Consider the following 24,230-nt stretch of genomic DNA (forward strand, 5'->3'; position numbering starts at 1 on the left):
CATTTCCTCCATCCTCATATCCCGTTCACGGCTTCGCCGGAGCAGGCAGGTTCCAGATCCAGTCGAGTTGCTGTTTGGCGCCGCGCTGGGGATTGGTCTTACCGCCGTCGTCGCGCAGGTCCCATCCAACCGACCACAGGCGATATCCGCCGTCGGCATCCACCTCGTAGTGCAACGGTTCGCCATTCATGACATCGCGCGGCAGGGCGAAGAGCTCGCTGGGTGCGAGGGCGTCGAGCGATGGCGGATAGCTCCCCTGCGCGAGGCGGCAGCGCTCGAGCGCACAGCCGAGCCGCGTTTCGTCGAGAAGCGTCTGGCTGCGGCCATAGGTGCGCTCCATTTCCTCCAGCGCCGGGACCAACAGGTAAAAAGGCAGATAGGCCAGCCGCTGGAATCGGGTGATCGTATTGTCGGGGCGGGCCGGTATGGCACGCTCCGGAAAAATGCGCGGTGGATCGACGGAAACCCGGGCGAGCATTTCATCGATGTAGCGGTTGGAGCGCACCTGGCTGAAATAGGTCCACCCGCTCGGATATGCGGAAAGGAGCGCGCCCTTCCATCTCATCTGGTCCTCGTTCGCCGACACGCCGTTATTGCCGATCAAGACCACTTCACGCAGCTTCCCAGCGTCCGTGCTGCGCAGTTGCTCATGGACCAGATTGTCGAAGGCGCGTTCGCTGCCGATGGCAAATTCGTATTCGGCAAACAAATGCGGCACGGCGAGGTCGTCGATGATTTGGCGCAGGGAGGCGTCTGTCCATTGCCGTTTGGCCAGTCCATCCCAGAGCGCATTTTCCATGGTATTGAGAACGGCCAGGCGCACGAGTCCGGCCACGAGACTGGGCTCGTCGGACAACGCGGAATGCAACCTCAGTCCGCCGCGAAAATCCTCCCCCGCGGCCGCCGTGTCGCCCAGCGCGAGATGTGCACCCATGCGCAACGCATAAATCCTTGCCGCGCTCGGAAACAGATGAAGATGCGGCAGCATGGCCATGACCCCGTCCTCCCAGCGGACCGGAAATCGGCAGAAAGGCCGCGTGCCCGCCTCGCGTAATTGCTCCAGTCCCGGAGTGTAACGTTCGAGCGCGCGCAACACGTCCCTGGCAGGATTATCGCCCGCTCGGTCCAAGGTCTTCGTCGCGACGAAAAACTTTTGCCACGCGGCGAGATCCAGCGGCTTGTTCAAAACCGCATCGCCGAGCGAGGGCATGATTGCGCCCGACTCGGGCAGGGCAAACGGATTGGGGATCGGCCGATGCTCGACCGCGGCGCGGAAGGTGTCTTCGAAGATCGGGATGGCGGCGAAGTTCTCTGCATCCGGAACCGGCGGAGGCACATATTCCTGCAGGGTCAGCTTCGCTCCACGTTCGCGGGCTTCCGCCTGGTACAGCTGCCACTGCGCACGCCCGCGGTTTCTCTCGATGAGGTAGAAACCCGCGATGATGGTGGCCAGCAGCGCAACGACGAAGAACCCGATGGCCAGGATTTTGCGGAGCCGATACCGTGGACGGCGGGCCGCGAGAGGCACGTCAGTGGAGGGAATCGAGGGCATGGTGCAATTCTTGCGAGCTATGGAAAGCGAGCAGGGTCGTGTCTTCCGCGCGCAGTTCCGCCGACGGGGTGGATTCTGGCGAAGTCAGTTCGCTATTAGACCATTGCACCACGGCAGAGAGTCCCCGCAGCGCGGCGCCTTCCGGAGAACGAGGCGGGCGATGATCCCACTGCTGCACGACAAAAACCACCCACAGCGCAGCCAATGCGCCCCAAGCCTGCGGCGAGGGCCAGAACCAATCGCGCCAGGTCCAGAGCGCCGGCGGCGCGGAGGCGGCAGCGAGCGGGGACGCGCCGAAAAGCGTCGCGCGCAAATCCGCCGGGGGCGGGCGGAAAATTTGCTGGCTGAGTTTGCGCTCAAATTCGTTCATCGCAGTTCTTCATAAAGGGGACGCAGCAGGGCCTGCAGTTTGTCTATGCCGTAGCGGTAGCGGCTCGCCGCGGTATTGGCCGGGATGTCGAGCGCCTCGGCGATTTCCGCAAAGGTCATTTGCTCCCACAGCTTGAGATGCACGACGGCGCGCTGTTCGGCGGGAAGTTCGGCCAGGGCTTCCGCGAGCGCGGAACGAAAGGCGCCTTCATCCGGGTCAGTCGCGCTGTGAAACAGCGCCACCGGTTCCGCCGCGGCACGCTCGATCGCAGCCTCGCGCACCGTGCTGCGACGGTGGGTATCGATGGCCAGTCGATGGGCGAGGCGCAGCAAAAAAGCCCGCGTATTCTGGACGCCGGTGAGCAACTGCGGTCGCGCGATGAGTTTGAGAAAGAGCTCCTGCAAGGTGTCCCGCGCATCCGCCTCCCGACGCGTGAAATTCAGCAGAAAGGCGAACAGCGCGGGGGCGTGTTCGTCGTAGAGCTGGCGCAGATCGGGGGACATGACTTCGGGCGTAAGACGCGCCGTGCGCGAGGATTTGTCTAAATCCGCGGGACAATATCCATCGCCGGGCTTCGGATGACGAGATCGGTTTGGAAGCAGGCGCCGTCCCGCGAGAGGCGCTATTTCGCCGGATAGCGCCAGACCCAATCGAGCTGCTTGGACCACTTCAGACCCGGATCGATCACCCCACCATCGTCGCGCAAGTTTGTGCCGACGGAATAGAGCACGAAACTGCCGTCGTCGGTTAGCCGATAATGGTACGGTTCGCCATTGACCACATCGGCGGGGACGCGGTCGATGAACTGCGGCGTGAGTTCACCGAGCGTTTGCGGAAATTCTCCTCGTGCCTGCCGGAAACGCTCCAGCGCACAGGCCAGCCGCGTCTCGTCGGTCATGGCGGCAGCATGCACGAAATGCGCTTCGCCGTCCTCATACACACTCGTGAGTACGACGAAGAGCATATAGCGTATGCGTTCAAGAGGATCGACGATGGAGGGAGCGGAATGGGTAATTTTCCGATCGCCGTGAAAACGATGGCCCGCGGGATCGACCCGCGCGGCCATTTCGTCGAAGAGTCGATTCATGCGCAGTTTGCTGAAGTAAAACCACCCGGTGGGATACACACTAAGGAAGCGCTTCATCTCGGCATCGTTCTCTTTGCTCAGGTTGTCGAGTTCGTGTGGCCTTCGAATTACTATGTCGGCCACCTCGTTGCAGGCAGCACGTTCGCTGGCCATGGAGAAGAGCTCATCATCCAGCCAATCCAAATGAACGAGATCGGCGTCGATCGCACGCAGGTCGGCGTCCGTCCAGCGATGTTCGGCCAGTCCGTCCCATACCGCGTTTTGCATCAGCACGGTTGTCGCACTGCGAACCAATCCAGCAATCATCGACGGCTCGCGACGGATGACCCGGACCAGGGCCATTGCGTCGTGGAAATCGGCACAGGCGGCGGCATGGTCGCCTATCGCGAGGTGCGCATTGAGCCGGAGGGCGTACAACTTGGCGGCCGCTCGCAGAACTTCAAACTGCGGTAGTTCTGCTCCCGGCCCTTTCTCCCAATGGATAGGAAAACGGCAATGTGGCCGGTGGCCGGCCTCGCGGAGTTGGCTCAGCGGATCGGCAAAAGTATCCAGCGCCTTCAATACATCCGCCGCCACATTGTCACCAGCCGCGGGTAATATCTTGGTTTCGACAAAATACTTCTGCCAGGCGACCAGATCGACCGGCTTTTGCTTGTTGGAATCGCTGTTTTTTGGGATCCCGCCTATCGTCGGCTTCGGCAATTCAAAGGGATTCGGCGCGCTTTGACCGCTATCAACCGCATGAGCGCAGGCCTCGAAAACGGGCATGCTTGCGAAGTTTTCAGCCTCCGGAACTTTTGGCGGAATGAAGTCTATGAAATCGAGCTTCACCCCGCGGCCTTTGGCCTCCATCTCATACCTCTCCCACTGCATTTTACCGCGGGTTTTCTCTTCAATGTAATAAGCCGGGATGAGCACGGCAGCGAACACCGGAAACAAGAAACAACCCCATAAGATCCACACCGCAATGTTTCTCTTGGAACGAACACTACTCGGCAAATCGGGAGGTTGAGACACGCCGGGGAAGTGTAAGAGACAAAACCATGGCGACAATCCCGCGCACGCCCAGCGTGGAACATCTCACTTGAACCTCAGCGATCTCGGAGCGCGATAGCCCCCACTCCCGTGCGACACCGCGGCGTTGCAGTCGGGCTCACTGAGCCCGGCTACCGCATTTGCTTCCTGCGGTCAGAGGAGGTTAGCGTGGTCCGATTCGCTTCCGACCACTCCCTCCAGAAAACCAAAAAGAAACTTCGCTAATGCCCGGCGTGCCGGGGTCAGACCGCGGACGAAACGGGCGAAGGGGCCGATGCGGCCGGGGTGCAGGGCCAAGTATTTTAAGAGACCGAGAACGCGGGGACGCTGGTCTTCGATATCGAACCAATCCGCGAAGGGCACCGGCAGGTCGTCCCCGGCAGGATCGCTCAGGGTCCGGACCACGAGCAAGGGCACTCCATGCGCCCGACAAACGGCGGTGATCGCCTCACTTTCCATGTCCACGGCCAGGGCACCGGTTTCGCGAAAGAGCGCTGCTTTATCGGCAACGGTCTCCACCGGCATCGCCCGGCTGACGATGGAACCAAAAGCGACGCCAGAATGACCGGGACCCAATTGACGGGCGCGGGCGAGGATTTCTTCGGAACAAAGGTTCTCCGCCACGACGAGGTCGCCGATGCCCAGCTTCGGATCGAGACCGCCGGCAAAACCCGCACAAATCAACAACCGCGGTTTCTGCTCCTTTAGAAAGCCCTCGATCCGCGACGCGGCCATCGCCGGTCCGACACCGAAATGCTCCACCCCAATCTCCTCCTTTCTCTCCCCATCGCGCAGTGCCCGGCGGAAGTCCTGGCTTTCCTCCGGCAGGGCAAAAGTGACGAGGATGGAAGATGAGGTCGGCATCAAAATGGGTAGCGGCTGAAGCCACGCGGCTGCAGAAAAAAGCGGATTCCCCCTTTATTAGCGAGAAAATGGGTAGTCATCGCAAAACGGCTTCGTTATGTTCCGGCACCTTTCGCATTCCTCCCTATGCATTTTGATCGCCGTTTCGCCCCGACTGCCATCGTCTGCCTAGCCAGTTCGATCCTCGGGACCGGTCCGGCAATGGCGCAGGCCCCAGCCGCTCCCCAAACGCTGGATCAGCAGATGATGGCGGAAGCCCAGCAGCTTTTCGATCAGGGCAAATACGCCGACGCGGCGGCCAAGTTTGAAGAGTTGGTGAAGAAATTCCCGCAGGTGCCAACCGTGCCGCAGGCGAATTTCAGCGCGGGCTATAGTTTCTATCTCGCCGGCGAATACGACCAGGCGATCGCCGATTTTAAGAAGGTGCTCGATGCGAAAAATCTGCCGGCGGAATACGCGCCGACTGCCGAACTCGCCCTGAGCATGACGGCGCAGGCTCTCTCCGCGAAGGCCGCGAAAATGGCCCCGGAAGACCAGCGCCGCAAGACGACGCTGGACGACGCGGTCAAGGGGTTCGACGCCTTTCTCGCCAAGTATCCGAACAGCGAAGAAGCTGAGTCGGCCACCTACGGCAAGTCGCTCGCCCTCTTCCAGCTCTCCCGTTACGACGAGGCTATCACCGCGCTGAAGGCCAACCTTGCCAAGTTCATTCAAAGCCCCACGGTGCAGGACAGCGAGTATCTGCTCGGCCTGACCATGGCCGCGAAGGCAACCAGCGAAAAGCAGAAGCCCGGCCCCGAGGCGGCCAAAGCCGATGCGGAATTCGACGAGGCGGAGAAGCTTTTCCGCGACATCATCACCAAGCGGCAAAATGTCGCGCTGATGAATGATGCGCAATTCCAGATCGGCGAACTCCTCATGGGACGCGCCGGGTTCATGGAAAAGCCGGAGGAAAAGAAACAACGCGAGGAGATGTTCAACAAATCGCTGGACGCGTTTCGCCTGGTGGCGAGCAAGGACAGCGTCGTGGCTGCGCAAAAGGCCCGCATCCAGCAATTCAGCGAATTGCGCACCCAGCGGCTCGCGGCCCACGACATGGCCGGTTTCCAGCGTTACAAGCGGATCATCGACAAGGAAACCGAGCGGCTCGCACAGATTCAGGGAACCGCCGACCAGAGCCTGACCGCGAAACTCCGCACGGGCATCATCTTTTTCAGCCAGGGCAAGTGGGACGAGGTCCGCGTCTTCTACACCCAGATGGAAAATGTGGGCGCGCTCGATGACGCCAACGACAAAAAGCAGGCGGAATACTTCGTGGTGATGAGCTACGCCGCGCAGAACATCATCGACAAGGCGGTGGAGAAATACGACGCCTTCGAGAAGGCCTATCATGCCGATGCCATGGCGGAAAATCTCCCGCTGGCCATGGGCGCGATGTTCCTCTCGGAGAAGCACAAGGATGCTCCGAAGGCGATCCACTACTTCGACGAAGGCATCAAGATGTACCCGAAGAGCAAGCTGCTCGGGTCAATGGTGCTGGCCCGCGCGGGGGCGCAGATCGAGCTCGGGCAATTCGACCCGGCGATCGCCGCGTTGAAAGACACGCTCTCGAAGAACCCGCCGAAGGATCTCGCCGTCGACGCGAATTTCTATCTCGGCACGATCTACGCCAAGACCGGCAAGGTGGCCGAAGCGATCAAGCAGTTCAAAGAAGTGCGCGACAAATTTTCTGGCACCCCGCAGGCCGAGCAGGCGCATTACCAGGTCGGGCAGATGCTTTCCGAGACGGATGCGAAGGGCGCGATCCCGGAGCTGGAGTCGTTCTTCAAGAAATACCCGAAGAGCCAGTACACGCCCGCGGCCCTCTTCGCCCTCGGCAAGGCACAGGCCGGCACCAACCAGGCCAGCGAGGCGCTCAATACTTTCAAGAAAGTCGCCACCGATTTCCCGAAGAGCGACCCGGCGCCGTTCAGCTATTTCGAGCGCGCGAGCATTCTGCAGAAGGAACAGAAGTACGACGACTGCGTCACGACCATGAAGGAGTTCATCAAGAACTACCCGAATAGTCCGGCGCTCTTCCAGGCCTACGATTTCATCGCCCAGATCCAGACGATGAAGAAGGACGGCGGTATGGATGCGGTGGCCACCTACGAGGAGTTCGTGGCCAAGAAGCCGAAGGACCCAAGCACGCCCGACGCGTTGCTCAAGCTCGCCGCGCTCTGGAAAGGCTACACCGACTCGCAGGGAACGTATCTCGCCATCGAGGAAGCGAAGCGCACCGAGTGGAAGAAGGGCATCGAAAAGAGCCTCCAAGCCGCGGAGAAGCTACTCACGGAATTCCCGGACAGCCCGCAGGTCGCCAAAGCGCTGAATACCATCATGGATGACCAGCGCGCCCAGCAGCAGGTCAGGCTGCGGAGCGAGGAAGACATCCAGAAATACTTCAAGGACCTGGCGGAGAAATTCTCCAGCAAGCCGAACACCAAGGCCAAGATTCTCTTCACCCTCGCCGCGCTGACCTACGACAAGGACAAGAAGAAGGCCATGGAGCAGATGGCGGCTGCGTACAAGCCGGAGCTGAAGTTTGCCCCCGAAGACCTCGACCTCTACGGGGAGGCGCTGATCGACAACAAGAAGGTCGACGAAGCCATCAAGGTCTACGAGAAGCTCGACAAGGATTACAAAATCAGCGGCGACCCAAAAAAGGCGCCTCGCGAATACCAGGAAGCGCACGCCATCGTCCTCGCCGGCCTGGGCAAGGCCTACCAGTCCAAGGGCGACGCCGCGAGCAAGGAAAAGGGTGGCAAGATGTTCTCCGAACTGGAGGCGAATTTCCCGTGGTCGCCCAAGATGCTCGAGGTGAATTACGGTATCGCCGTTGCCTTGCACGAGAAGCACGACGACGAAGAAGCGATCAAGCGCATCCAGGAAGTGATCAAGGCGCAGAAGGCGCCCGCCGAGTTGCGCGCCCGCTCGATGCTCCTGCTGGGCGACATTCACAAGGACAACGGCCGCATCCCGCTGGCCATCGACAATTACATCAAGATCTCCGTCTTCTACACCGGCGTGCCCAAGGTCGCCGCGGAAGGCCTCTGGCGCGGGGCGGAATTGCTGGAGGGTCAATCCACCGGCAAGTACCCCATGCCGACCCCCACCCCCAAACCGACCGCAGCCCCCAAGGGAGCCACGACTCCGAAACCCAAACCCGCGGGCACGAATCCGGCTGCCACTGCCAAGAAATAATCATCGCGGATGTTGTCTCCCCACTCGTTGCTGAAAAAGCTCTTCTACCTCCTCGCGTTGGCCGGCGTTTTCTCCTTCAGCGCGTGCCAGCAAAAAAAAACCGCGGCTGAGCTCGCAAAGAAAAAGGTCGATGATTTCCGCCAACATCAAAAGATCGAGGCGATCAAGGCGTACAATGAATTGATCACCAAGTATCCGGACTCCGAGCATGTCGCGGAGGCCAAGGCCAAGCTGAAAGTGCTTGGGCCGCTGCCGGCCACGCCCACCCCGGCGAAACGGAAGTGACCCGCGCCGAACGCGCCGAGGCCGTCTGCCAGATCCTGGCACGTACCTATCCGGATGCGCATTGCGAGTTGGACTACACCAATCCGCTCGAGCTCCTCATCGCCACGATCCTTTCCGCGCAGTGTACCGACAAGCGCGTGAACATCGTCACCAAGGATCTCTTCCGCACCTGCCACACCGCCGCGGATTACGTCGCGCTGCCACAGGAGCAGCTCGAGGATTTCATCAAGACCGCAGGCTTCTACCGGTCGAAGGCGAAGAACATCAAGGCGTGCTGTCAGGGGCTGGTCGAGAAGCACGGCGGTGACGTGCCGCGCACCATGGACGACCTCACCGCGCTGGCCGGCGTGGGGCGCAAGACGGCCAACGTCGTCCTCGGCAACGCCTACGACATCAATATCGGTGTCGTGGTGGATACCCACGTGCAGCGACTCAGCGCCCGGCTCGGCCTCACGAAACACGCCGACCCGGTGAAGATCGAGCAGGACCTGATGAAGCTCGTCCCGCAGGACAAGTGGACGCTCTTCAGCCATTGGCTCATCTGGCACGGCCGTCGCCGTTGCTATGCTCGCAAGCCGGATTGCCCGGGGTGTGAATTGAAGGAAATCTGCCCCAGCGCGGGGAAGGTGAAGAAGTAGAGAAGGAAAACCGCGAATGGACGCCAATGAACGCGAATTTCAAAAGCGGGGGCGCCAGTAAGATTCGTGTCTATTGGCGTCCATTCGCGGTTAAAAATATCCCCAGCCAACAAAAAGGGCGCTCCCTTGCGGAAGCGCCCTTTGTGAATTTAGCGATGTCTCTCTCGCTTACAGCTTGCTCGCGATGAGCTGCTCGAACTTCACGATGTCCGCGGCGAACTTGCGGATGCCTTCCGCCGTCTTTTCCGTGGCCATCGCGTCTTCGTTGAGCTGGAAGCGGAAGGTCTTCTCGTCGAGGTGGACCTGCTTGAGCTGAAGCCCCTGCGCAGCCGCCGCGTCGAGCTTCTTCGGCAGCTCGTCGGTGCTGGCGGAAAGTTCGCCGAGCAACGAGGGACTGATCGTCAGCAGGTCGCAGCCGGCGAGCTCGGTGATCTCACCCTTGTTGCGGAAGCTCGCGCCCATGACCTCGGTCTTGTAGCCGAACTTCTTGTAGTAGTTGTAGATCTCGGTCACCGACTTCACGCCCGGGTCTTCCGTCGGCGTGTAGTCCTTCTTCGTCGAGGCCTTGAACCAGTCGAGAATGCGGCCGACGAACGGCGAGATGAGCTGCACTTTCGCCTCGGCGCAAGCGATCGCCTGAGCCATGGAGAAGAGGAGCGTGAGGTTGCAATGGATGCCTTCCTTCTGGAGAGCTTCGGCGGCCTTGATGCCTTCCCACGTGGAAGCGATCTTGATCAAGACGCGGTCGCGCGAGATGCCGTTCTTTTCGTAGAGGGCGATGAGTTGGTGGGCCTTGTCGATGCTGCCTTGGGTATCGAAAGAAAGGCGCGCATCCGTCTCGGTCGAAACGCGGCCGGGGACGATCTTGAGGATTTCAAGGCCGAAGCTGACGAGCAGATGATCGGTGATGTCTTCGATCTGCGCATGGCCGGTCAGGCCGCTGCTCTTGCGGTCGGCGACGACCTTGTCGAGAATGTGTGCGTATTCGGCCTTGCTCGCCGCGGCGAGAATGAGGCTGGGGTTGGTGGTGGCGTCCTGCGGTTTATAGTCGCGCATGGACTCGAAGTCGCCCGTGTCGGCCACGACTTTGGTCAGCTTTTTCAATGCATCGAGCTGGCTCAATTTCGTTCCGGTGGGTGCTTCTGCGGTAGCGGTACTCATAATATCGATCTCTTTAGGTAGTGGTTCAGCCTAATATACTAACGGCGGGCTGGTCCCGGGCAAAACGATATTTTTTCATGCCGAACCCGGCGTTTTGCTCATCGGCCATCGTAAGCCGCTCCTATTTAGCATCTTGCGCAGTAAGCAACGTCTCAGATCGCCTCGTTGCCACCCGAGATGTTGCCTGGATCAGCGGTTCAGGCGCCCCGATTAAGACGATTTTCTGCACAAATCGGTGACGTGGGTGCGCACCTGGCAACGTGGGTATCGCCGGGTCGCCTCCTCCAGAAGTAGCCGCGCTTTCTGCAGGCCGCCCATTTTATGGATGGCCAGCGCGATATAGTAAGAGCCGATTGCCAAGTCCTCCTTCTCATCCGTGCGCGCCATTACCTCCTGCAGCAGTTCCATGCCTTCCTGGCACCTCCCGACCTCCACCAAGAGCGCCCCTTTCGTGCCCTTTAACGTGATCGCCTCGGGATCCACCCGAATAGCTTCATCGATGTAACCCAGCGCAGGTTCCAGGAAACCCGACAATCCGGTATACAAAGGAATGGAAGCGAGGGCATCCAGACCACGACTATACGATAGGCCGAGCGCGCAAGCGTCATCGAGAAAGGCTTTGATCGCGGTATCTGCCTGAGCCTTTTTCCCCGCCGAGAGCAGCCAACAAATCCACTGCCGGCGTGGGTCCGATGGCTCGCAGCCTTCCCGCTTACCGGCCTCCTCCAAAAGCTGCAGTGCACGTTCCTCTTCACCGCGGGCAAAGTAGATCCCTGCGGTATTCCGGAGTTGGCTGATCAGCCGTTGCGCAACTTGGACCCGGGTCATCCGGAGGCACATCCACAACTCCGCGCCATCACTCTGGAAACAAGTCCCGTACATCCAAACCCGCCGAGGGACGATCGAACCCAGAAATAATGCCGCTTGGGTACCGAGCACAAAAGGCAGGGTATCGCTCGCCCAGGAAGGGAGGGTGGAAAAAACCTGTGGCTGCTCCACGACCCACCAAAGCATCCAAGCGCTGGCCAAGGACGCAATCGGCCCGGCAATAATAAAAGTGAACACTCTGAGCCGAAACCAAGCCGCGGTATTTGTAACCGCGACCACGAACCCACCTACGGGAAAGAGCCGGAGCTGAAAATGCAAATCCCCGCAGCGCAGAAGCGCTGTTTGTTTTCCACCTCCTAATCGGAACGTCAGCGGTTTCAAGCCGACGAGCACCGCACCGAGCAGATGTCCGCATAGATGAATAAAAAGCCCGAGGTACAGGCCGATCACGACCGCCGCAAGGACCAAAAGCAGGCGAACACTGGCATCCATATTTCAAAAGGATGCTATCTCCCCTTTTGAATTCGATGCCGATCAAAAAAGCTCCCCACTCGGACCCATTTCTCTACTGTGGGCGGCCATGCTCCGCCTCATTAGCCTGCTCGGGATCGTTGTTTTCCTCGCGCTGGCCTGGCTGCTTTCCAATAACCGCCGGCTGTTTCCGTGGCGCACGGTGCTCTGGGGCTTGGGGCTGCAATTTTTCTTCGCGCTTTTCATTCTCAAAACTCCGATCGGTCGAAAGCTTTTCGATGGCGCGCAAACGGCGATCGGCCAGCTCAATGAAAGCGCCTTTCAAGGAGCGGCGTTGGTGTTCGGTCCATTGGCCCAGGACAAGGCTCTCTCCGCTGCATTCGGCCCGGAGAACGCGGTGATCCTCGTGATCAAGATCTCCGCGACGATCATTTTCATCTCCTCGCTTTCCTCCCTGCTCTACCACTGGGGCATCCTGCAGCGCGTGGTGGCGGCGATGGCTTGGGTGATGCAAAAAGCCATGCGGACCAGCGGCAGCGAGAGCCTCGCGGGCGCGAGCAACATCTTCCTCGGCCAGACCGAGGCGGCGCTCGTGATCAAGCCGTACCTCGCGAAGATGACGCAGAGCGAAGTAATGGCGCTGATGACCACCGGCATGGCTACCATCGCCTCCGGCGTGATGGCCGTGTATGCCGGCATGAAGGGCGTCAACGCCGGCCACATCGTCACGGCCTCCGTGCTCGGCGCACCCGCTGGTCTCCTCGTGGCCAAGGTGATGTTTCCCGAGACGGAGAAGAGCGAAACCGGCCAACTCCATCATTTCCAAATCGACCGCAAAACCATCAACAGCATCGACGCGCTCTGCCAGGGAGCGAGCGAAGGGATAATGCTTTCGATCAACGTAATGGGCATGCTCATCGCGTTTGTCGCGATGGTCGCTCTACTGAATATCCTCCTGACGGGATTGCAGTCGGGCTTGGGCGTCGTCACGCCAGTCACGCTCCAAAAACTCCTTGGATGGGTGAATGCACCTTTTGCCTGGATGATGGGAATGCCGGCGAAGGACTGTGGGGTGATCGGCCAAATGCTCGGCGAGCGCATCGTCCTCAATGAATTTGTTGGCTATCTCGATCTGTCGAATTACGTGCAGGCGCATCCAGGAGCTCTGGCCGAGCGCTCGGTGACGCTCGCCAGCTATGCACTCTGCGGGTTTGCGAATTTCGGGAGCATCGCGATTCAGATCGGTGGTATCGGGGCCTTGGCGCCCAACCGGCGTCACGACCTCGCGCGCCTGGGCCCGCGGGCGATGATCGCCGGGCTCATCGCTTGTTATCTTTTCGCGTCGGTCATCGGCGTGCTCATCGACTAATGGCAGACGGAATATTGCATCAACTGATCTATCTCATGGAGCCGCTCGGCCTGACCTGGCTGTGTCTCCTCGTCCTCACCTTCTGGCTCGCGTTCAAGCGCCAGCGCGGCCCGGCGATCCTCGCGGCACTCGGCGTGATCCTGGTGACCGCCGTGGGCAGCACCTCGCTGGCCGGGCGCATGCTTGGTTCGCTGGAGCGCCCGTACGCGGGGGTGAAGATCGACGAATTGCCGAAGGCGGATGCCATCGTCATGCTCGGCGGCGGCTCCGCGCCCTCGCGTTACGAAGCCTTGGGCGTGCATCTCACCCAGGCGGGCGATCGTCTCGTCATGGCCCACGAAGTCTATCGTCTCGGCAAGGCGCCGGTGCTGCTGCTCGGGGGTAACGTCAACAAGCTCGACGGCGTGCGGAAATTCGAGAGCGAGATCGTGCGCGACTTGTTCAAGACGTGGGGCATTCCCGAGGACGCGATGATTCCGTTGGGCGAAAATCAGGACACGCACGATGAAGCGCTCAAGACGGCCGCGCTCGCTAAAGAACACGGCTGGCATCGCGTGTTGCTCGTGACCTCGGCCTCTCACATGCGGCGCGCCTCCGGCGTCCTCCGCGCACAAGGCCTCGAGGTCATTCCTGTGCCCTGCAATTTCCTCACCACCGTGGCCACCGCACCACCGCCGCCGGGCCTCTCCGTGCCGCGCTATGATGGCTTCGTCAAGATTGCCATCTGGCTCCACGAAGAGATCGGCTGGTACACGTATCGCCATCGCGGGTGGATTAACGGGGAGAACGCGAAATAATCGCCGGGACGCGCTCCGATCCCGATTTACGAAACTTTTACACGCCGGAGAAGCAGCGTTGACGCAATGTTTCAACAGCCGAGGCATGCTGCCCCCATGAAGTATCTCCCATCCACGCTCCTCATCGGCGCAATGGCTCTCGCCCTGCAAGCCCAGACACCGGCGCCCAAACCGACTGAAACCCCGCAGCCCAAACCCACCGGCGACCCCTTTGTGAAAGATGCCGCTGGCGGCAACGCCAAGGCGAACGGCCAGAGAGCGGAAAACCCCGAAGTGGTGGTCGTTTTCGACGCCTATTCGCTGAACAGGAATGACGCCGCCAGCCTCCTCGCGACGGAAACCGGCAGCGGCGCCCGTTATCGGCGCGTGCTGGAAATGGAAAAAGCGGGCAAGGCGCATCTGCAAATCCTGACCGCGCTGGACACCAAATCCGGCCAGCGAGCGCTGACCGAATCCATCGATGAAGTCCGCTATGCCACTGGGTTTAGTTGGGGAAATCCACTGCCAACGCCGGAACTGTGGGAATCACGCAATGTCGGCGACACTTTCGAGCTCGAGCCGGTTGTGGGGCCCGATAACAGGACCTGTGATCTCAATTTCGTCCCGACCCGCGTGACCCTCGCGGGATTTCGCGATGAGGCGGGAGCGGCAGGCGATCCGCCGACCTCGCACCCCGTCTTTCACTCTCAAAAAATCACCACCTCGGTGAGCGCGATCTCGGGCGAACCCTTCTACGTTGGCTCCATGACTCCGCCACCGGTCGTAGCCGCGGCTCAGGGTGCCGACTCCGCCGAAGTGTGGCTGGCTTTTATCCATTCCACGGTCAAAAAGTTTCCTCCCATGGTGAGCAATGAGCCGATTCCGGAAGGCCCCCTCATGACGAGCCTGATCTACAGTTGCTATTCTCTCGACCGGGAGGCTGCGCGCGACATTCTCATCTCTCCGTCCTCGATCGAGGCGCCGTGGGAAAAAGTGCAGGCGCTGCTCGCGGGAAAAAAAGCCCAACTCGAGTTCGTTACTTCGGCGAGGACGAAGTCAGGGCAGCGCGAAGTAGTGGAAGAGGTGCAGGAAGTGCGTTACATGGCGGAATACAATCCTCCGAGCCTGACCAATAGCTCTGAGACGGGCGTGATCACCGATAACAAAGGCGAAACCAGCAACCTGACGCTTTCGCACACGCCGTCCAACGCGCGGCGCGATCCCGGCTTCGGCACGAAGTTCGATACTCGCAACGCGGGCATCACCGTCGAGTTCGAGCCGGTGCTTCGCGAGGATGGCAAGCGAATGGACATCAACGAGGTGATCCAGAACGTCCATTTTCGCGGGATGCTCAAAGTGCCGGGCATCGGGGCGAATTACCAGCCGCAGCCGCTCTTCCAAACATCGAAAATAATGACTTCGCAGACAGTAATCTCTGGAAGAACGGAGTTCGTAAGCACTCTGAATCCGCCCGGCGCCGACGGGGTCAACGATCAGGTGGACACAGGCCGCACGTGGCTGCTGTTCGTCCATGCCACCGCCGACCTGCCCTGACGGCGGCTTGTCCCCGCGCCATTTCGCGATCATCATTCGCCCTGTGTCCTCCCTTAGTCCGCGCGCCACACTTCTCCTGCTGCTCGGCCTTGCCGCCGTCATTCTCGCGGGCGGCTTGCGGCTTGCGCGGACGGAGGAAACCATTCGCGTGGATCGCGACCGCGAAGCATTGCGCCGCCTGGCCGGTGAATTACAGCTCGAGCTCCAGCGGCTTGAGACCCTGTACGAAAGCCACCTCACGCGCCTCGCGCAGATCGTGAAGCCGGCGGACGCTTTCGAAGTGCGACGCGCCGCCGATCGCATCGTCGGTGTGCGGCAATTCTCGCTGCTGCACCGTGATGCGAAGGACGTGGGTGGCGACGTGCATGTGCTCATCGCCGCCGCGCCGCGCGAGCACACCCCCGTACCGATGTTTGATGAGTCTTCACGCAATCGCACCCCCGGGACACCGGTATTGGTGTCTCGCGGGACGATTTTTGGCGAGGACGCCAACTGGAGCGGCTGGATCGAGGAGCCCGGCAAGCCGTTGATGTTCTGGCAACGCGTCGCTTCGAATGAAGTCGTAGTGATTCTGGTCGACGAGACCGCCGTTGAGGAAGCGGTGGAGCGTTGGTTGCAAGCGTGGACGGAATCCCGCTTCGCGCCGGTGCGGGTCGGCGGTGGGCCGGACCAGTTTCGTGCGCGCAATGGCCAGGCCCTGCTCGCGGAAGGCGGTGCGCAAGTGGAGCGGCCTGACTTGCTGCTGCCCCTGCGGAGCCGCTTGGGGACGTGGGACCTGGCTTCGTGGGATCTGCGCGAGACGCGCGTCCATTATGCGGTTGCGACACTGGCCACGAGCGGCGTGCTGGCGGTGTTTGTCGCTTCGCTGGGCGTTTTGATATTTGGACAGCAGCGGCGGGCAGCGGCGCTGGCGGCACAACGGGTATCGTTTGTGAATCGGGTTTCGCACGAGTTGCGCACCCCGCTCACGAACATCCTGCTCAATCTCGATCTGGCTTCGGAGGCGCTGGACGACACACCGCGGGATGCGGAGCGACGGCTGGGGCTCGTGCAGGAGGAAACGCGGCGGCTCGGGCGACTGATCGACAACGTGCTCACCTTCTCGCGTCACGAACAGGGCAAGCTGCGGGCGGAAGCGCACGCTTGCGTGCCGGCGAGTGTGATTGCAACGGTGGTGGAGCAATTTGCGCCGTCTTTCGCCCGGCGCGCGCTGGAGGTGCGTCGTGCCGGCGATCTCACGGCGCCATGTTTGCTGGATACGGATGCTTTTGCGCAAATCCTCGCGAACCTGTTTTCGAACGTGGAGAAGTACGTCTCCGGCGGCCTCGTGGAAATCGGCGGTGCGTGGAAGGATGATGTGCTCACCGTGACCGTCGCGGATCAAGGTCCGGGAATTCCGTCGGAATCCGCCGAGCGCATTTTCCGTCCTTTCGAACGGCTGGACAGCCGGATCAATGAAGGCGCCAGCGGCACGGGCCTGGGCCTGGCCATTGCGCGCGATCTGGCGACCGCGATGCACGGCACGTTGCGGCTGTTGCCCTCGACTCGCGGGGCGTGTTTTGAATTGCGCGTCGCCGCTCCGCGCGCGGAACCCCTGAAATCTATTTCCGTTGCATGACCATCCTCCTCGCTGACGACGATCCCATCACGCTCGACTCGCTGCGCGCGTGCCTCGAGCCGGAAGGTTTTACCGCGCTCGCCGCACGACACGGCGGCGAGGCGCTCGCGCTGTGGGAAAAGCATCGGCCGGATTTGTTGTGTCTCGATATCATGATGCCGCAGGTGGATGGCTACGAGGTGTGCCGCCGGGTGCGCGCCGCCGATGCCCAGGTGCCCGTGCTGTTTCTCTCCGCGAAGAGCGAGGAGATCGATGTGGTCGTGGGCCTGCAACTCGGAGCGGACGATTTCATTCGCAAGCCTTTCGGCAAACATGAACTGCTCGCGCGGATTCGTGCGGCGTTGCGGCGCGTGCACGCCCGCTCGAATGGCGTGCGGAGTTTTGCCATGCACGATCTCGTCGTCTATCCGCGGGAACTCCGGGCAGAGCGAGCCGGGGCGACGATCGATCTTTCCCCACGTGAAGCCGGAATTCTCGAGCTGCTGCACGAGAAGACTGGGCAGGTCGTGGATCGCGATACGCTGCTCAATCGCTGCTGGGGGATGGATTATTTCCCCGAGTCGCGGACGCTCGACCAGCACATCGCCAAGCTGCGCAAACGGATCGAGCCGGACCCTGGGAACCCGACGATCATTGAGACGGTGCGGGGAGTTGGTTATCGCTATCGAGCGGCGTAGCGCCTTGGCGCCAGCGAGCGTTTTTCAGCTGTCATCCTGAGCTTGCGAAGGACCTCTGATCTCTCGTGGGCGGAGGCGGTGCGGAGCTTCGCCAAACACTCGCGTGACCACGCGTCTGCTTTTCCTCCGCCTCCGCCCACGGGAGATCAGAGGTCCTTCGCAAGCTCAGGATGACGATTGGTTTTTGGACGCTCCGCGCCTTCACTCACGCCGCGCGATCAGCGTAAGCCGCGGCCACCACCAAACAATCTTCCCCTCTTCCTCGCCGAGGCGAAACGTTTCGCGCACTGAAGCCGGTGCATTCGCGATCAAATCCCGTACGGCTTTCCGATTTTCGGGCGAAGTCGCCGCGGTTTCAAAGTACCACTCGAGATCCGGCTGCTTGAACGTCTTCAACTCCGCGCTCTGCACGCGCAATCCGCTCGCTTCACACAACCGCGTCCACGCCCGCGGCGAGAGCAGCCGATGATGGCTCGGATCGCGATGCTTCTCGACTTGATGCAGCCACTCCTCCGCTTCCTCGGCATCATCCGGCACGCTACCATCGATGAGCAAAAACCAGCCGCCCGGCCGCAGCACGCGAGCGGTCTCGCGAATGAACGATTCCGGTGAACTGAAGTGATGCGGCGCGACACGCGAAGTCACGAGATCGAAGCTGGCCTCGGCGTAGGGAAATTCTTCCGCCGGATGCTGGCGCGTCTCCACGCTCAGCCCGCGTTCCTGCGCCGCTTCACGCACGCGATCGAGCATCGGCGCGGCGAGATCGGTGCAGGTCACTTGATGCCCCAGGCTGGCGAGATACAAACCGGTGTGCCCCGCGCCCGTGGCGACATCGAGCACCTGTGCCACCGGCGGCAAATTGATTTTCTCGAGCCCCGCCTGAACATCCGAGACATCCGCGAGAATGTGCGAGCGACCGTAGTTGCGGCTTTGCCGGGCGAATTGTTCCTGGGCAGCTTGCTGGACAGCATCGAGTTTCATGCGCGTAGAGTCCGCCTCACCAACGCTGCGGGCAAGCGGGGGAATTTCTAAAACTTCCGCCGCCCTTTCACTCGCCTGGCTTCGGCACGAAATTTCGAAAGAAGTTCTTCGTCAGAAAAACATCCCCTGATCGCTCGAACCCAAATTTCTCGTAGAGCGTATGCGCATCGCGCGTGGCGAGGATTTGCCGGACATCCGCAATCTCCGGGTGCGTCACCACCGCCTCGACCAAGGCTTTGCCAAGCCCCGTGCCGCGGTGCGCTTCATCGATCACCACGTCGCAGATCCAGGCGATGGTCACCCCATCGGTCACGATGCGGGCGAAGCCGACCAACGCACCGCGATAATACGCGGCGACGCTGATCGAACGCGCGATGGATTTCTCGATGGCCTCGCGCGGCCGTTGCGCGGCCCAATACGTGCCGTGCAGCAATCGCTCCACAGCCTCGAGATCGAGGCGCGTGGGATCGTCGGAGATTTCGTACTCGCCGTGAGTGCGCGTAAAGGCGGACACAGTCGCCCGGGAATTTAGACCCGCTCGCGGAGCGGCTCGAACCCGAGATCGAAAATGTTCACCGCATTTTCCATCATCGTCATGATGCTCATGAGGAAGGTCTCCCAATCCTGCAAATTGGTGAACTGCGTGTCCCACATGACGAAAACGGAATCCGGCACGGCGTTCGACTGCTCGATGAGCACGCGGATTTCCTTTTCCCAATCGGCGATCTGCACGTAGCCGAGCGTGGCCGGCCGGCCGACGAGCGGGCTGTAAGAAAAATGCCCAAGCCAGCCGTCGCGTTCCTCGGTGGTCGGGAACTTGGCGTGCACGTGGGTGGAGAGCGCGGTGACCGTGGTCTCCGGGAAATCCATGAGCGCGTAGAAACGCTGCAGGGTCTGCTGGATGATCGTCCAATCGCCGGCCGTGCGGGCATTGCGCACACCGACCTTGATGCGATCGGCGGTCCGGCTGAGCGTGCCATTCTCGCCGAAGAACTGGGCGGACAGCTCGTAGCCATAGAGTTCGTCCCACTTCTTGAGACGAATTTGATCGGGGCGCAGGCCAATGCCCTTGTTCGGGTCACAAACCTTCGCGCCGAAATCTTCGAGGTCCGCCTGCTTGAAACCAAGCGGGGCGGCAAAGGGCACGTCCACGTGGACGCCAAAAATATCAATGGGCACTACTTCCATGCGATCGGGAAAATAAGCGGAGGCGCGTATTTTGCCACGCTGATTTTCTCAGCGGGCGCAGATACTTCAGATCCCCATGTTGGAAAGCGTGACGGCGAGGCGATCGACGATCTGGACGAGCCGCGGATGCGAGGCCTCGAAGTCGCGGACGGAGGCGGCGAGCCCTTCGACCGCCTGGGCGGCTTGCTCGGGCTGCTCCCCGCGGTGCACGGCCGCCTGGACGGCCGCATCGGCGCTGCCAGTGATCTGTTGCGCAGACTCGCTATGCGTTTTGACGAGCGGCGCCACTTCGGCCTTCAACCCAGCCAGCAAATCGAGCAATTCCTGCCGCGTGCCGTCCGGGATATTGGCGGCGCTGCGCAGAGTCGCTTCGATTTGGGCAATACGTTCGGGGATCATGTCCATGCGTAGAAACCTATAGCTCCAAGTGAGGCACTCGCCAACTGTCGCGAGCGCGGATGAATCTTAAATATGGATCGCGTGGCCCGCGGCGACTTCGACGGCTTCCTTCACGCCTTCGCTGAGCGTCGGGTGCGCGTGGATCGTTTCTTCGATCTCGTCGATCGTGGCCTCGAGGGTGATGGCCAGGCCAAGCTCAGCGATCATCTCCGTGGCTTCGGAGCCGATGATGTGCGCGCCGAGGATTTCGCCGTGCGGTTCACCGACGATGAGTTTCACAAAGCCGTCGGGCTCGCCGATGGCGCGGGCCTTGCCCAGCGCCATGAACGGGAATTTGCCGACTTTGTACTTCAGGCCCTTTTCCTTGGCCGCGCGTTCGGTGAGACCAACGCTCGCGACTTGCGGCTGGCAGTAGGTGCAACCCGGAAAGGTGGTGACCTTCTTCGGCTGGTGTTTCGGATCGAACATCCCTTCCACCGCCTGCACGGCTTCGTAGCTGGCGACGTGCGCGAGCCACGGCGGCCCAATGATGTCGCCCGCGGCGTAAACGCCGGGCACGCTGGTCTGGTAACGGTCGTCCGTCTTGAGATAGCCCTTCACGAGCTCGAACTTGAGTGAGCCGCCGGGCAGCACCGGCGAAACGCCGATGGCCACGAGCGCGGTCTCGGCCTCGATGACCTTTTCCACGTTCTTCGCGTCGGCGACGGTGATCTTCACCCCCGAATCGCTCACCTCGGTCTTGGTCGTCTTGTGATTCGTGAGGACGGTGATGCCCTGTTTGGCGAACGACTTCTCCAGCGCCTGCGACACTTCGGTGTCTTCGACGGGGAGCAGATTCGGCAGCATCTCGACGACGGTCACTTTCGTGCCGTAGGCATTAAAGAAATAGGCGAACTCCACGCCGATGGCGCCGGCGCCGATGATGATCATCGATTTCGGCTGGTGGGGCAGCGCGAGCGCTTCCTTCGAGCCGATGACCGTGGTGCCTTTAAAATCGAGGCCCGGCAGCGGACGCGACACGCAACCCGTGGCGATGAGCACGTTCTTCGCCGTGTGCGTCTCGGTCTTGCCGTCGGCGGATTTCACCTTCACCTCGCCCGCCTTGTCCATCGAGGCTTCGCCGCGGAGGTTATCGATCTTGTTCTTCTTAAAGAGAAAGTCGACACCCGCGCTGCCCTTTTCGGACACGGTGCGGGAGCGCTTGAAGATGGCGTCCCAATCGTAGCTCAGGCCCTCGATCTTGAAGCCAAATTCCGCCGCGCGGTGCTTCATGGTGTGAAAGAGCTCGGCGTTCTTGAGGAGCGCCTTGGTGGGAATGCAGCCGTAGTTGTTGCAGGTGCCGCCGGTGCGGTCCTTGTCGACACAGGCGACTTTTTTGCCCAGTTGCGCCGCCTTGATGGCAGCGACGTAGCCGGCCGGACCGGCGCCGATGACGATGAGATCGTAGTTGGCCATAAAATCAGGAATGAAAAATCTAGCACAGCAGTCGAGCCACTGCCCGCTGCGAAAGCGTGCGAACATGCGGGCGCGACGGCAGGGGCGTCAAAAGGAAAAGTTGGGCAAAGATTCCGCCGCGGATCCAAAAACAAGTGAAACCACGAATGGACACGAATGAACGCGAAGAGAAGATGGCGCGCCCCAGAGAGTGTCCCAAAACTCACCCCGCCAGAAGGGCGACCACGGATTACGCGGATTTCACGGATTCTCCGGCCTGCCCCAATTCTTAAAAATCCGTGAAATCCGCGTAATCCGTGGTCAAAACTCCCCCACCCGACTTCGGGCACATCCTCTTCCATTCGCGTCTCTTGGCACCCATTCGTGGTCAAAATGACCGATTCTGGCAAATTGGCGGCACCGATGATCAAAAATTGCGCACTTAAGGCGCATGAACTGTTGATTTTACGGCGCAAAACTATTGAGAGTTGCACAATTCACGACACGCGATTACATCAGACAGCCGCTCTTGCAGCCTCCCAATATGGAAACAGCCGTTAAAGCCAAAGATTACGCCTCCGCGCCCATCAACTCCAAGCTCTCGAAAGAGCAGAAGTTGGACTTGCTGCGCGGCATGTTGCGCATCCGACGCTTCGAACAGGAGGCGCTGAAGCAATACAACAGCGCGAAGATGGGGGGCTTTCTCCATCTTTACATCGGCCAGGAATCGGTCGCGATGGGCGCCTGCTCGCTGATGGGCGACAACGACCACGTCATCACGGCGTATCGCTGCCACGGCCACGCCCTCGCGGTCGGCATGGCGATGAATGAATGCATGGCCGAGCTCTTCGGCAAGGCCACCGGCTGCTCGAAAGGCAAAGGCGGCTCGATGCACTTCTTCGCGCCGGACAAGAATTTCTGGGGCGGCCACGGCATCGTCGGCGGCCAGACTCCGCTGGGCCTCGGCCTCGCTTATGGCTTGAAATACAAGGGCCTCAAAGGCGCGGCGCTCTGCTTCCTCGGCGATGGCGCCGTGAACCAGGGTTGCTTCTACGAGTCGCTGAACATGGCCTCCCTGTTCGAGCTTCCGGTCGTCTACATCATTGAGAACAACAAATACTCGATGGGAACGAGCCTGGAGCGTTCTTCCGTTGTCAAAGATTGCCTCGCCCAACGCGGCGAGGCTTTTCTTGTCGATTGGGCGCAGGCGGGCGGCGAAGACATCTACGAGGTCCGCGCCACGGTGCAGACGGCCATTGAACGCGCGCACAACAGCTCCAAGCCGACCATCCTCGAGCTCGACACCTATCGTTACTACGGCCACTCCGTCGCCGATGCGAACCACAAGGGCGGCTATCGTCCGAACGACGAGATTGAGACTTACAAGAAGGACCACGACCCCATCCAGCTCTTCAAGCGCCGGCTCATTGGCGAAGGCCTCCTCACCGAGGAAGAATTCGAGAAGTTGAGCGAAGACGCCAAGACCGAGGCCAAGGCCAGCGTGCAATACGCCGAAGACAGTCCGCTGCCGGAAGACGGCGCCATTTTCGAGGATGTCTATTTCGAGGTCGATCGCCAGACCGAAGCGGGCCGCACGGGCAAACACTTTTTCCACGATTGATCCATGGCACTCATTGAATATCGCGACGCACTGAACCAAGCCTTCGCCGAGGAAATCGAGCGCGACTCGAATGTCGTCCTCATGGGCGAGGAAGTCGCCCAGTACGACGGCGCTTATAAAGTGACCAAGGGGCTGTGGAAGCAGTTTGGCGACAAGCGCGTGGTCGACACGCCCATTTCCGAAGCCGCCTTCATCGGCATGGGCATCGGCGCCAGCATGCTCGGCCTGCGGCCGGTCATCGAGCTGATGTTCTGGAGCTTCTGCACCGTGGCTTACGATCAAATCGTGAATAACGCCGCGCAGATTCGCTACATGAGCGGCGGCCTGATCAATTGCCCGATCGTCATTCGCGGCCCAGCGAACGGCGGCACCAACGTCGGCGCCACGCACTCGCACACCCCGGAAAACTGGCTCGCCAATATCCCCGGCCTCAAGGTCGTGAGCGCCGCAACGCCGTACGACGCGAAAGGCCTGATGAAGACGGCCATTCGCGACAACGATCCGGTGATGTTCATGGAGAACACGCTCCTCTACGGCGAGAAGGGCGAAGTGCCGGAGGAAGAATATCTCATCCCGCTCGGCAAAGCCGACATCAAGAAGGAGGGCAAGGACGTGACGCTCATCGCCCACGGTCGCGCCGCGCTCACCGCGCTGAAGGCCGCCGAGTTGCTCGCCGCCGAGCACGATATCGATGCCGAAGTCATCGACCTGCGCAGCATTCGTCCGCTCGATGAAGAGACCATCCTGGCCAGCGTCCGCAAGACGCACCGCGCGGTGCTCGTCGACGAGAACAAGCCGTTCTGTGGCGTCAGCGCCCAGATCGCCGCGATGCTTCAGGAAAAAGTTTTCGACGATCTCGACGCGCCCGTGCTGCGCGTCACCTCGCTCGATGCCCCGGCGATCTATTCGCCGAAGGTCGAGCCGAAGCAGCTCCCGCGTCCGCAGGACGTGATCGCAAAGGTGCTGAGCATCTGCTAAGGGCGCACACTGTCAGGACCAAGCCCCTTGGCTTGCCCCCCAAGGGGACTGCAAAGAATTCGCGCGCCCTCTTTAGCAGCCGAGGGCAATTTAAACGCAGA

The 24,230-nt window shown here is 60.9% G+C and carries 22 protein-coding genes; 10 read left to right on the top strand and 12 right to left on the bottom strand.

The annotated features are described in order from the left end of the window. Positions 1-25: 25 nt before the first annotated feature. The 5 genes from CFE428DRAFT_RS00500 to CFE428DRAFT_RS32680 all read right to left on the bottom strand — a co-directional run bounded on the left by CFE428DRAFT_RS00500 (position 26) and on the right by CFE428DRAFT_RS32680 (position 4,908). The gene (locus tag CFE428DRAFT_RS00500) at positions 26-1,552 is read right to left on the bottom strand and encodes a hypothetical protein (RefSeq protein ID WP_006977435.1); all 1,527 of its coding nucleotides are present in this window, start codon (positions 1,550-1,552) and stop codon (positions 26-28) included. Further along, on the bottom strand, positions 1,530-1,922 hold the full coding sequence (locus tag CFE428DRAFT_RS00505) for a hypothetical protein (protein WP_006977436.1): 393 nt from the start codon (positions 1,920-1,922) through the stop codon (positions 1,530-1,532). Before CFE428DRAFT_RS00505 ends, CFE428DRAFT_RS00500 begins: the two co-directional genes overlap by 23 nt. Continuing rightward, positions 1,919-2,425, bottom strand: a complete 507-nt coding sequence (locus CFE428DRAFT_RS00510) for an RNA polymerase sigma factor (RefSeq protein ID WP_006977437.1) — start codon at positions 2,423-2,425, stop codon at positions 1,919-1,921. Before CFE428DRAFT_RS00510 ends, CFE428DRAFT_RS00505 begins: the two co-directional genes overlap by 4 nt. Before the next feature lie 119 nt (positions 2,426-2,544). Further along, a complete protein-coding gene (locus CFE428DRAFT_RS00515) occupies positions 2,545-4,026 on the bottom strand; it encodes a hypothetical protein (RefSeq protein ID WP_131989703.1) in 1,482 nt (493 codons plus the stop codon). Between the two features lie 171 nt (positions 4,027-4,197). Then, positions 4,198-4,908: a phosphorylase family protein gene (locus CFE428DRAFT_RS32680; RefSeq protein ID WP_006977439.1), complete on the bottom strand. Its 711-nt coding sequence runs from the start codon at positions 4,906-4,908 to the stop codon at positions 4,198-4,200. Positions 4,909-5,034: 126 nt separating this feature from the next. Between CFE428DRAFT_RS32680 and CFE428DRAFT_RS00525 the strand changes: the two genes are divergently transcribed. Genes CFE428DRAFT_RS00525 through nth form a run of 3 tightly spaced genes read left to right on the top strand, consistent with a single transcriptional unit; the run spans position 5,035 to position 9,074 of the window. After that, entirely contained in the window at positions 5,035-8,151 is a 3,117-nt protein-coding gene (locus CFE428DRAFT_RS00525) for a tetratricopeptide repeat protein (protein WP_006977440.1), read from the top strand. A 9-nt stretch (positions 8,152-8,160) separates the two neighbouring features. Next, entirely contained in the window at positions 8,161-8,436 is a 276-nt protein-coding gene (locus CFE428DRAFT_RS00530) for a hypothetical protein (protein ID WP_006977441.1), read from the top strand. Next, a complete protein-coding gene (nth, locus tag CFE428DRAFT_RS00535) occupies positions 8,433-9,074 on the top strand; it encodes an endonuclease III (protein ID WP_006977442.1) in 642 nt (213 codons plus the stop codon). Before CFE428DRAFT_RS00530 ends, nth begins: the two co-directional genes overlap by 4 nt. A 168-nt stretch (positions 9,075-9,242) precedes the next feature. On the opposite strand, the gene tal is transcribed toward nth, so the two are convergent. Both tal and CFE428DRAFT_RS00545 read right to left on the bottom strand, forming a co-directional pair. Beyond that, positions 9,243-10,235 (bottom strand): transaldolase, encoded by a 993-nt coding sequence (gene tal, locus CFE428DRAFT_RS00540; RefSeq protein ID WP_006977443.1) that lies wholly within the window; start codon positions 10,233-10,235, stop codon positions 9,243-9,245. Between the two features lie 210 nt (positions 10,236-10,445). Beyond that, positions 10,446-11,555: a site-2 protease family protein gene (locus CFE428DRAFT_RS00545; RefSeq protein WP_006977444.1), complete on the bottom strand. Its 1,110-nt coding sequence runs from the start codon at positions 11,553-11,555 to the stop codon at positions 10,446-10,448. Between the two features lie 88 nt (positions 11,556-11,643). Here CFE428DRAFT_RS00545 and CFE428DRAFT_RS00550 point away from each other — a divergent pair, with 88 nt between their 5' ends. From CFE428DRAFT_RS00550 to CFE428DRAFT_RS00570, 5 genes are all read left to right on the top strand, one after another. Continuing rightward, complete coding sequence (locus CFE428DRAFT_RS00550; RefSeq protein ID WP_006977445.1) at positions 11,644-12,903, top strand: NupC/NupG family nucleoside CNT transporter; 1,260 nt, start codon at positions 11,644-11,646, stop codon at positions 12,901-12,903. Beyond that, positions 12,903-13,700, top strand: coding sequence for a YdcF family protein (locus CFE428DRAFT_RS00555; RefSeq protein WP_006977446.1), 798 nt, complete (start codon positions 12,903-12,905; stop codon positions 13,698-13,700). The genes CFE428DRAFT_RS00550 and CFE428DRAFT_RS00555 overlap by 1 nt, the downstream gene beginning before the upstream one ends. A 96-nt stretch (positions 13,701-13,796) precedes the next feature. Next, the gene (locus CFE428DRAFT_RS00560) at positions 13,797-15,233 is read left to right on the top strand and encodes a hypothetical protein (RefSeq protein ID WP_006977447.1); all 1,437 of its coding nucleotides are present in this window, start codon (positions 13,797-13,799) and stop codon (positions 15,231-15,233) included. 43 nt (positions 15,234-15,276) lie between these two features. Next, on the top strand, positions 15,277-16,851 hold the full coding sequence (locus CFE428DRAFT_RS32685) for a sensor histidine kinase (RefSeq protein ID WP_049975501.1): 1,575 nt from the start codon (positions 15,277-15,279) through the stop codon (positions 16,849-16,851). Next, positions 16,848-17,528, top strand: coding sequence for a response regulator transcription factor (locus tag CFE428DRAFT_RS00570; protein WP_006977449.1), 681 nt, complete (start codon positions 16,848-16,850; stop codon positions 17,526-17,528). The genes CFE428DRAFT_RS32685 and CFE428DRAFT_RS00570 overlap by 4 nt, the downstream gene beginning before the upstream one ends. 201 nt (positions 17,529-17,729) lie before the next feature. Here CFE428DRAFT_RS00570 and CFE428DRAFT_RS00575 read toward each other — a convergent pair whose 3' ends face one another. From CFE428DRAFT_RS00575 to lpdA, 5 genes are all read right to left on the bottom strand, one after another. Next, the gene (locus tag CFE428DRAFT_RS00575) at positions 17,730-18,509 is read right to left on the bottom strand and encodes a class I SAM-dependent methyltransferase (RefSeq protein ID WP_006977450.1); all 780 of its coding nucleotides are present in this window, start codon (positions 18,507-18,509) and stop codon (positions 17,730-17,732) included. 67 nt (positions 18,510-18,576) lie between these two features. After that, positions 18,577-19,023: a GNAT family N-acetyltransferase gene (locus CFE428DRAFT_RS00580; protein WP_006977451.1), complete on the bottom strand. Its 447-nt coding sequence runs from the start codon at positions 19,021-19,023 to the stop codon at positions 18,577-18,579. A gap of 14 nt (positions 19,024-19,037) precedes the next feature. Further along, positions 19,038-19,697, bottom strand: coding sequence for a hypothetical protein (locus CFE428DRAFT_RS00585; RefSeq protein WP_006977452.1), 660 nt, complete (start codon positions 19,695-19,697; stop codon positions 19,038-19,040). 66 nt (positions 19,698-19,763) lie between these two features. Then, on the bottom strand, positions 19,764-20,096 hold the full coding sequence (locus CFE428DRAFT_RS00590; RefSeq protein WP_157447393.1) for a DUF4404 family protein: 333 nt from the start codon (positions 20,094-20,096) through the stop codon (positions 19,764-19,766). Positions 20,097-20,162: 66 nt separating this feature from the next. After that, positions 20,163-21,551: a dihydrolipoyl dehydrogenase gene (gene lpdA / locus CFE428DRAFT_RS00595; protein ID WP_006977454.1), complete on the bottom strand. Its 1,389-nt coding sequence runs from the start codon at positions 21,549-21,551 to the stop codon at positions 20,163-20,165. Positions 21,552-22,074: 523 nt separating this feature from the next. Here lpdA and pdhA point away from each other — a divergent pair. Together pdhA and CFE428DRAFT_RS00605 are read left to right on the top strand one after the other, a co-directional pair. Further along, on the top strand, positions 22,075-23,151 hold the full coding sequence (gene pdhA, locus CFE428DRAFT_RS00600) for a pyruvate dehydrogenase (acetyl-transferring) E1 component subunit alpha (RefSeq protein ID WP_006977455.1): 1,077 nt from the start codon (positions 22,075-22,077) through the stop codon (positions 23,149-23,151). Positions 23,152-23,154: 3 nt separating this feature from the next. Next, complete coding sequence (locus CFE428DRAFT_RS00605) at positions 23,155-24,129, top strand: alpha-ketoacid dehydrogenase subunit beta (protein WP_006977456.1); 975 nt, start codon at positions 23,155-23,157, stop codon at positions 24,127-24,129. Positions 24,130-24,230: the final 101 nt, after the last annotated feature.

Source organism: Chthoniobacter flavus Ellin428, from assembly GCF_000173075.1.
Taxonomy (GTDB): Bacteria; Verrucomicrobiota; Verrucomicrobiia; order Chthoniobacterales; family Chthoniobacteraceae; genus Chthoniobacter; species Chthoniobacter flavus.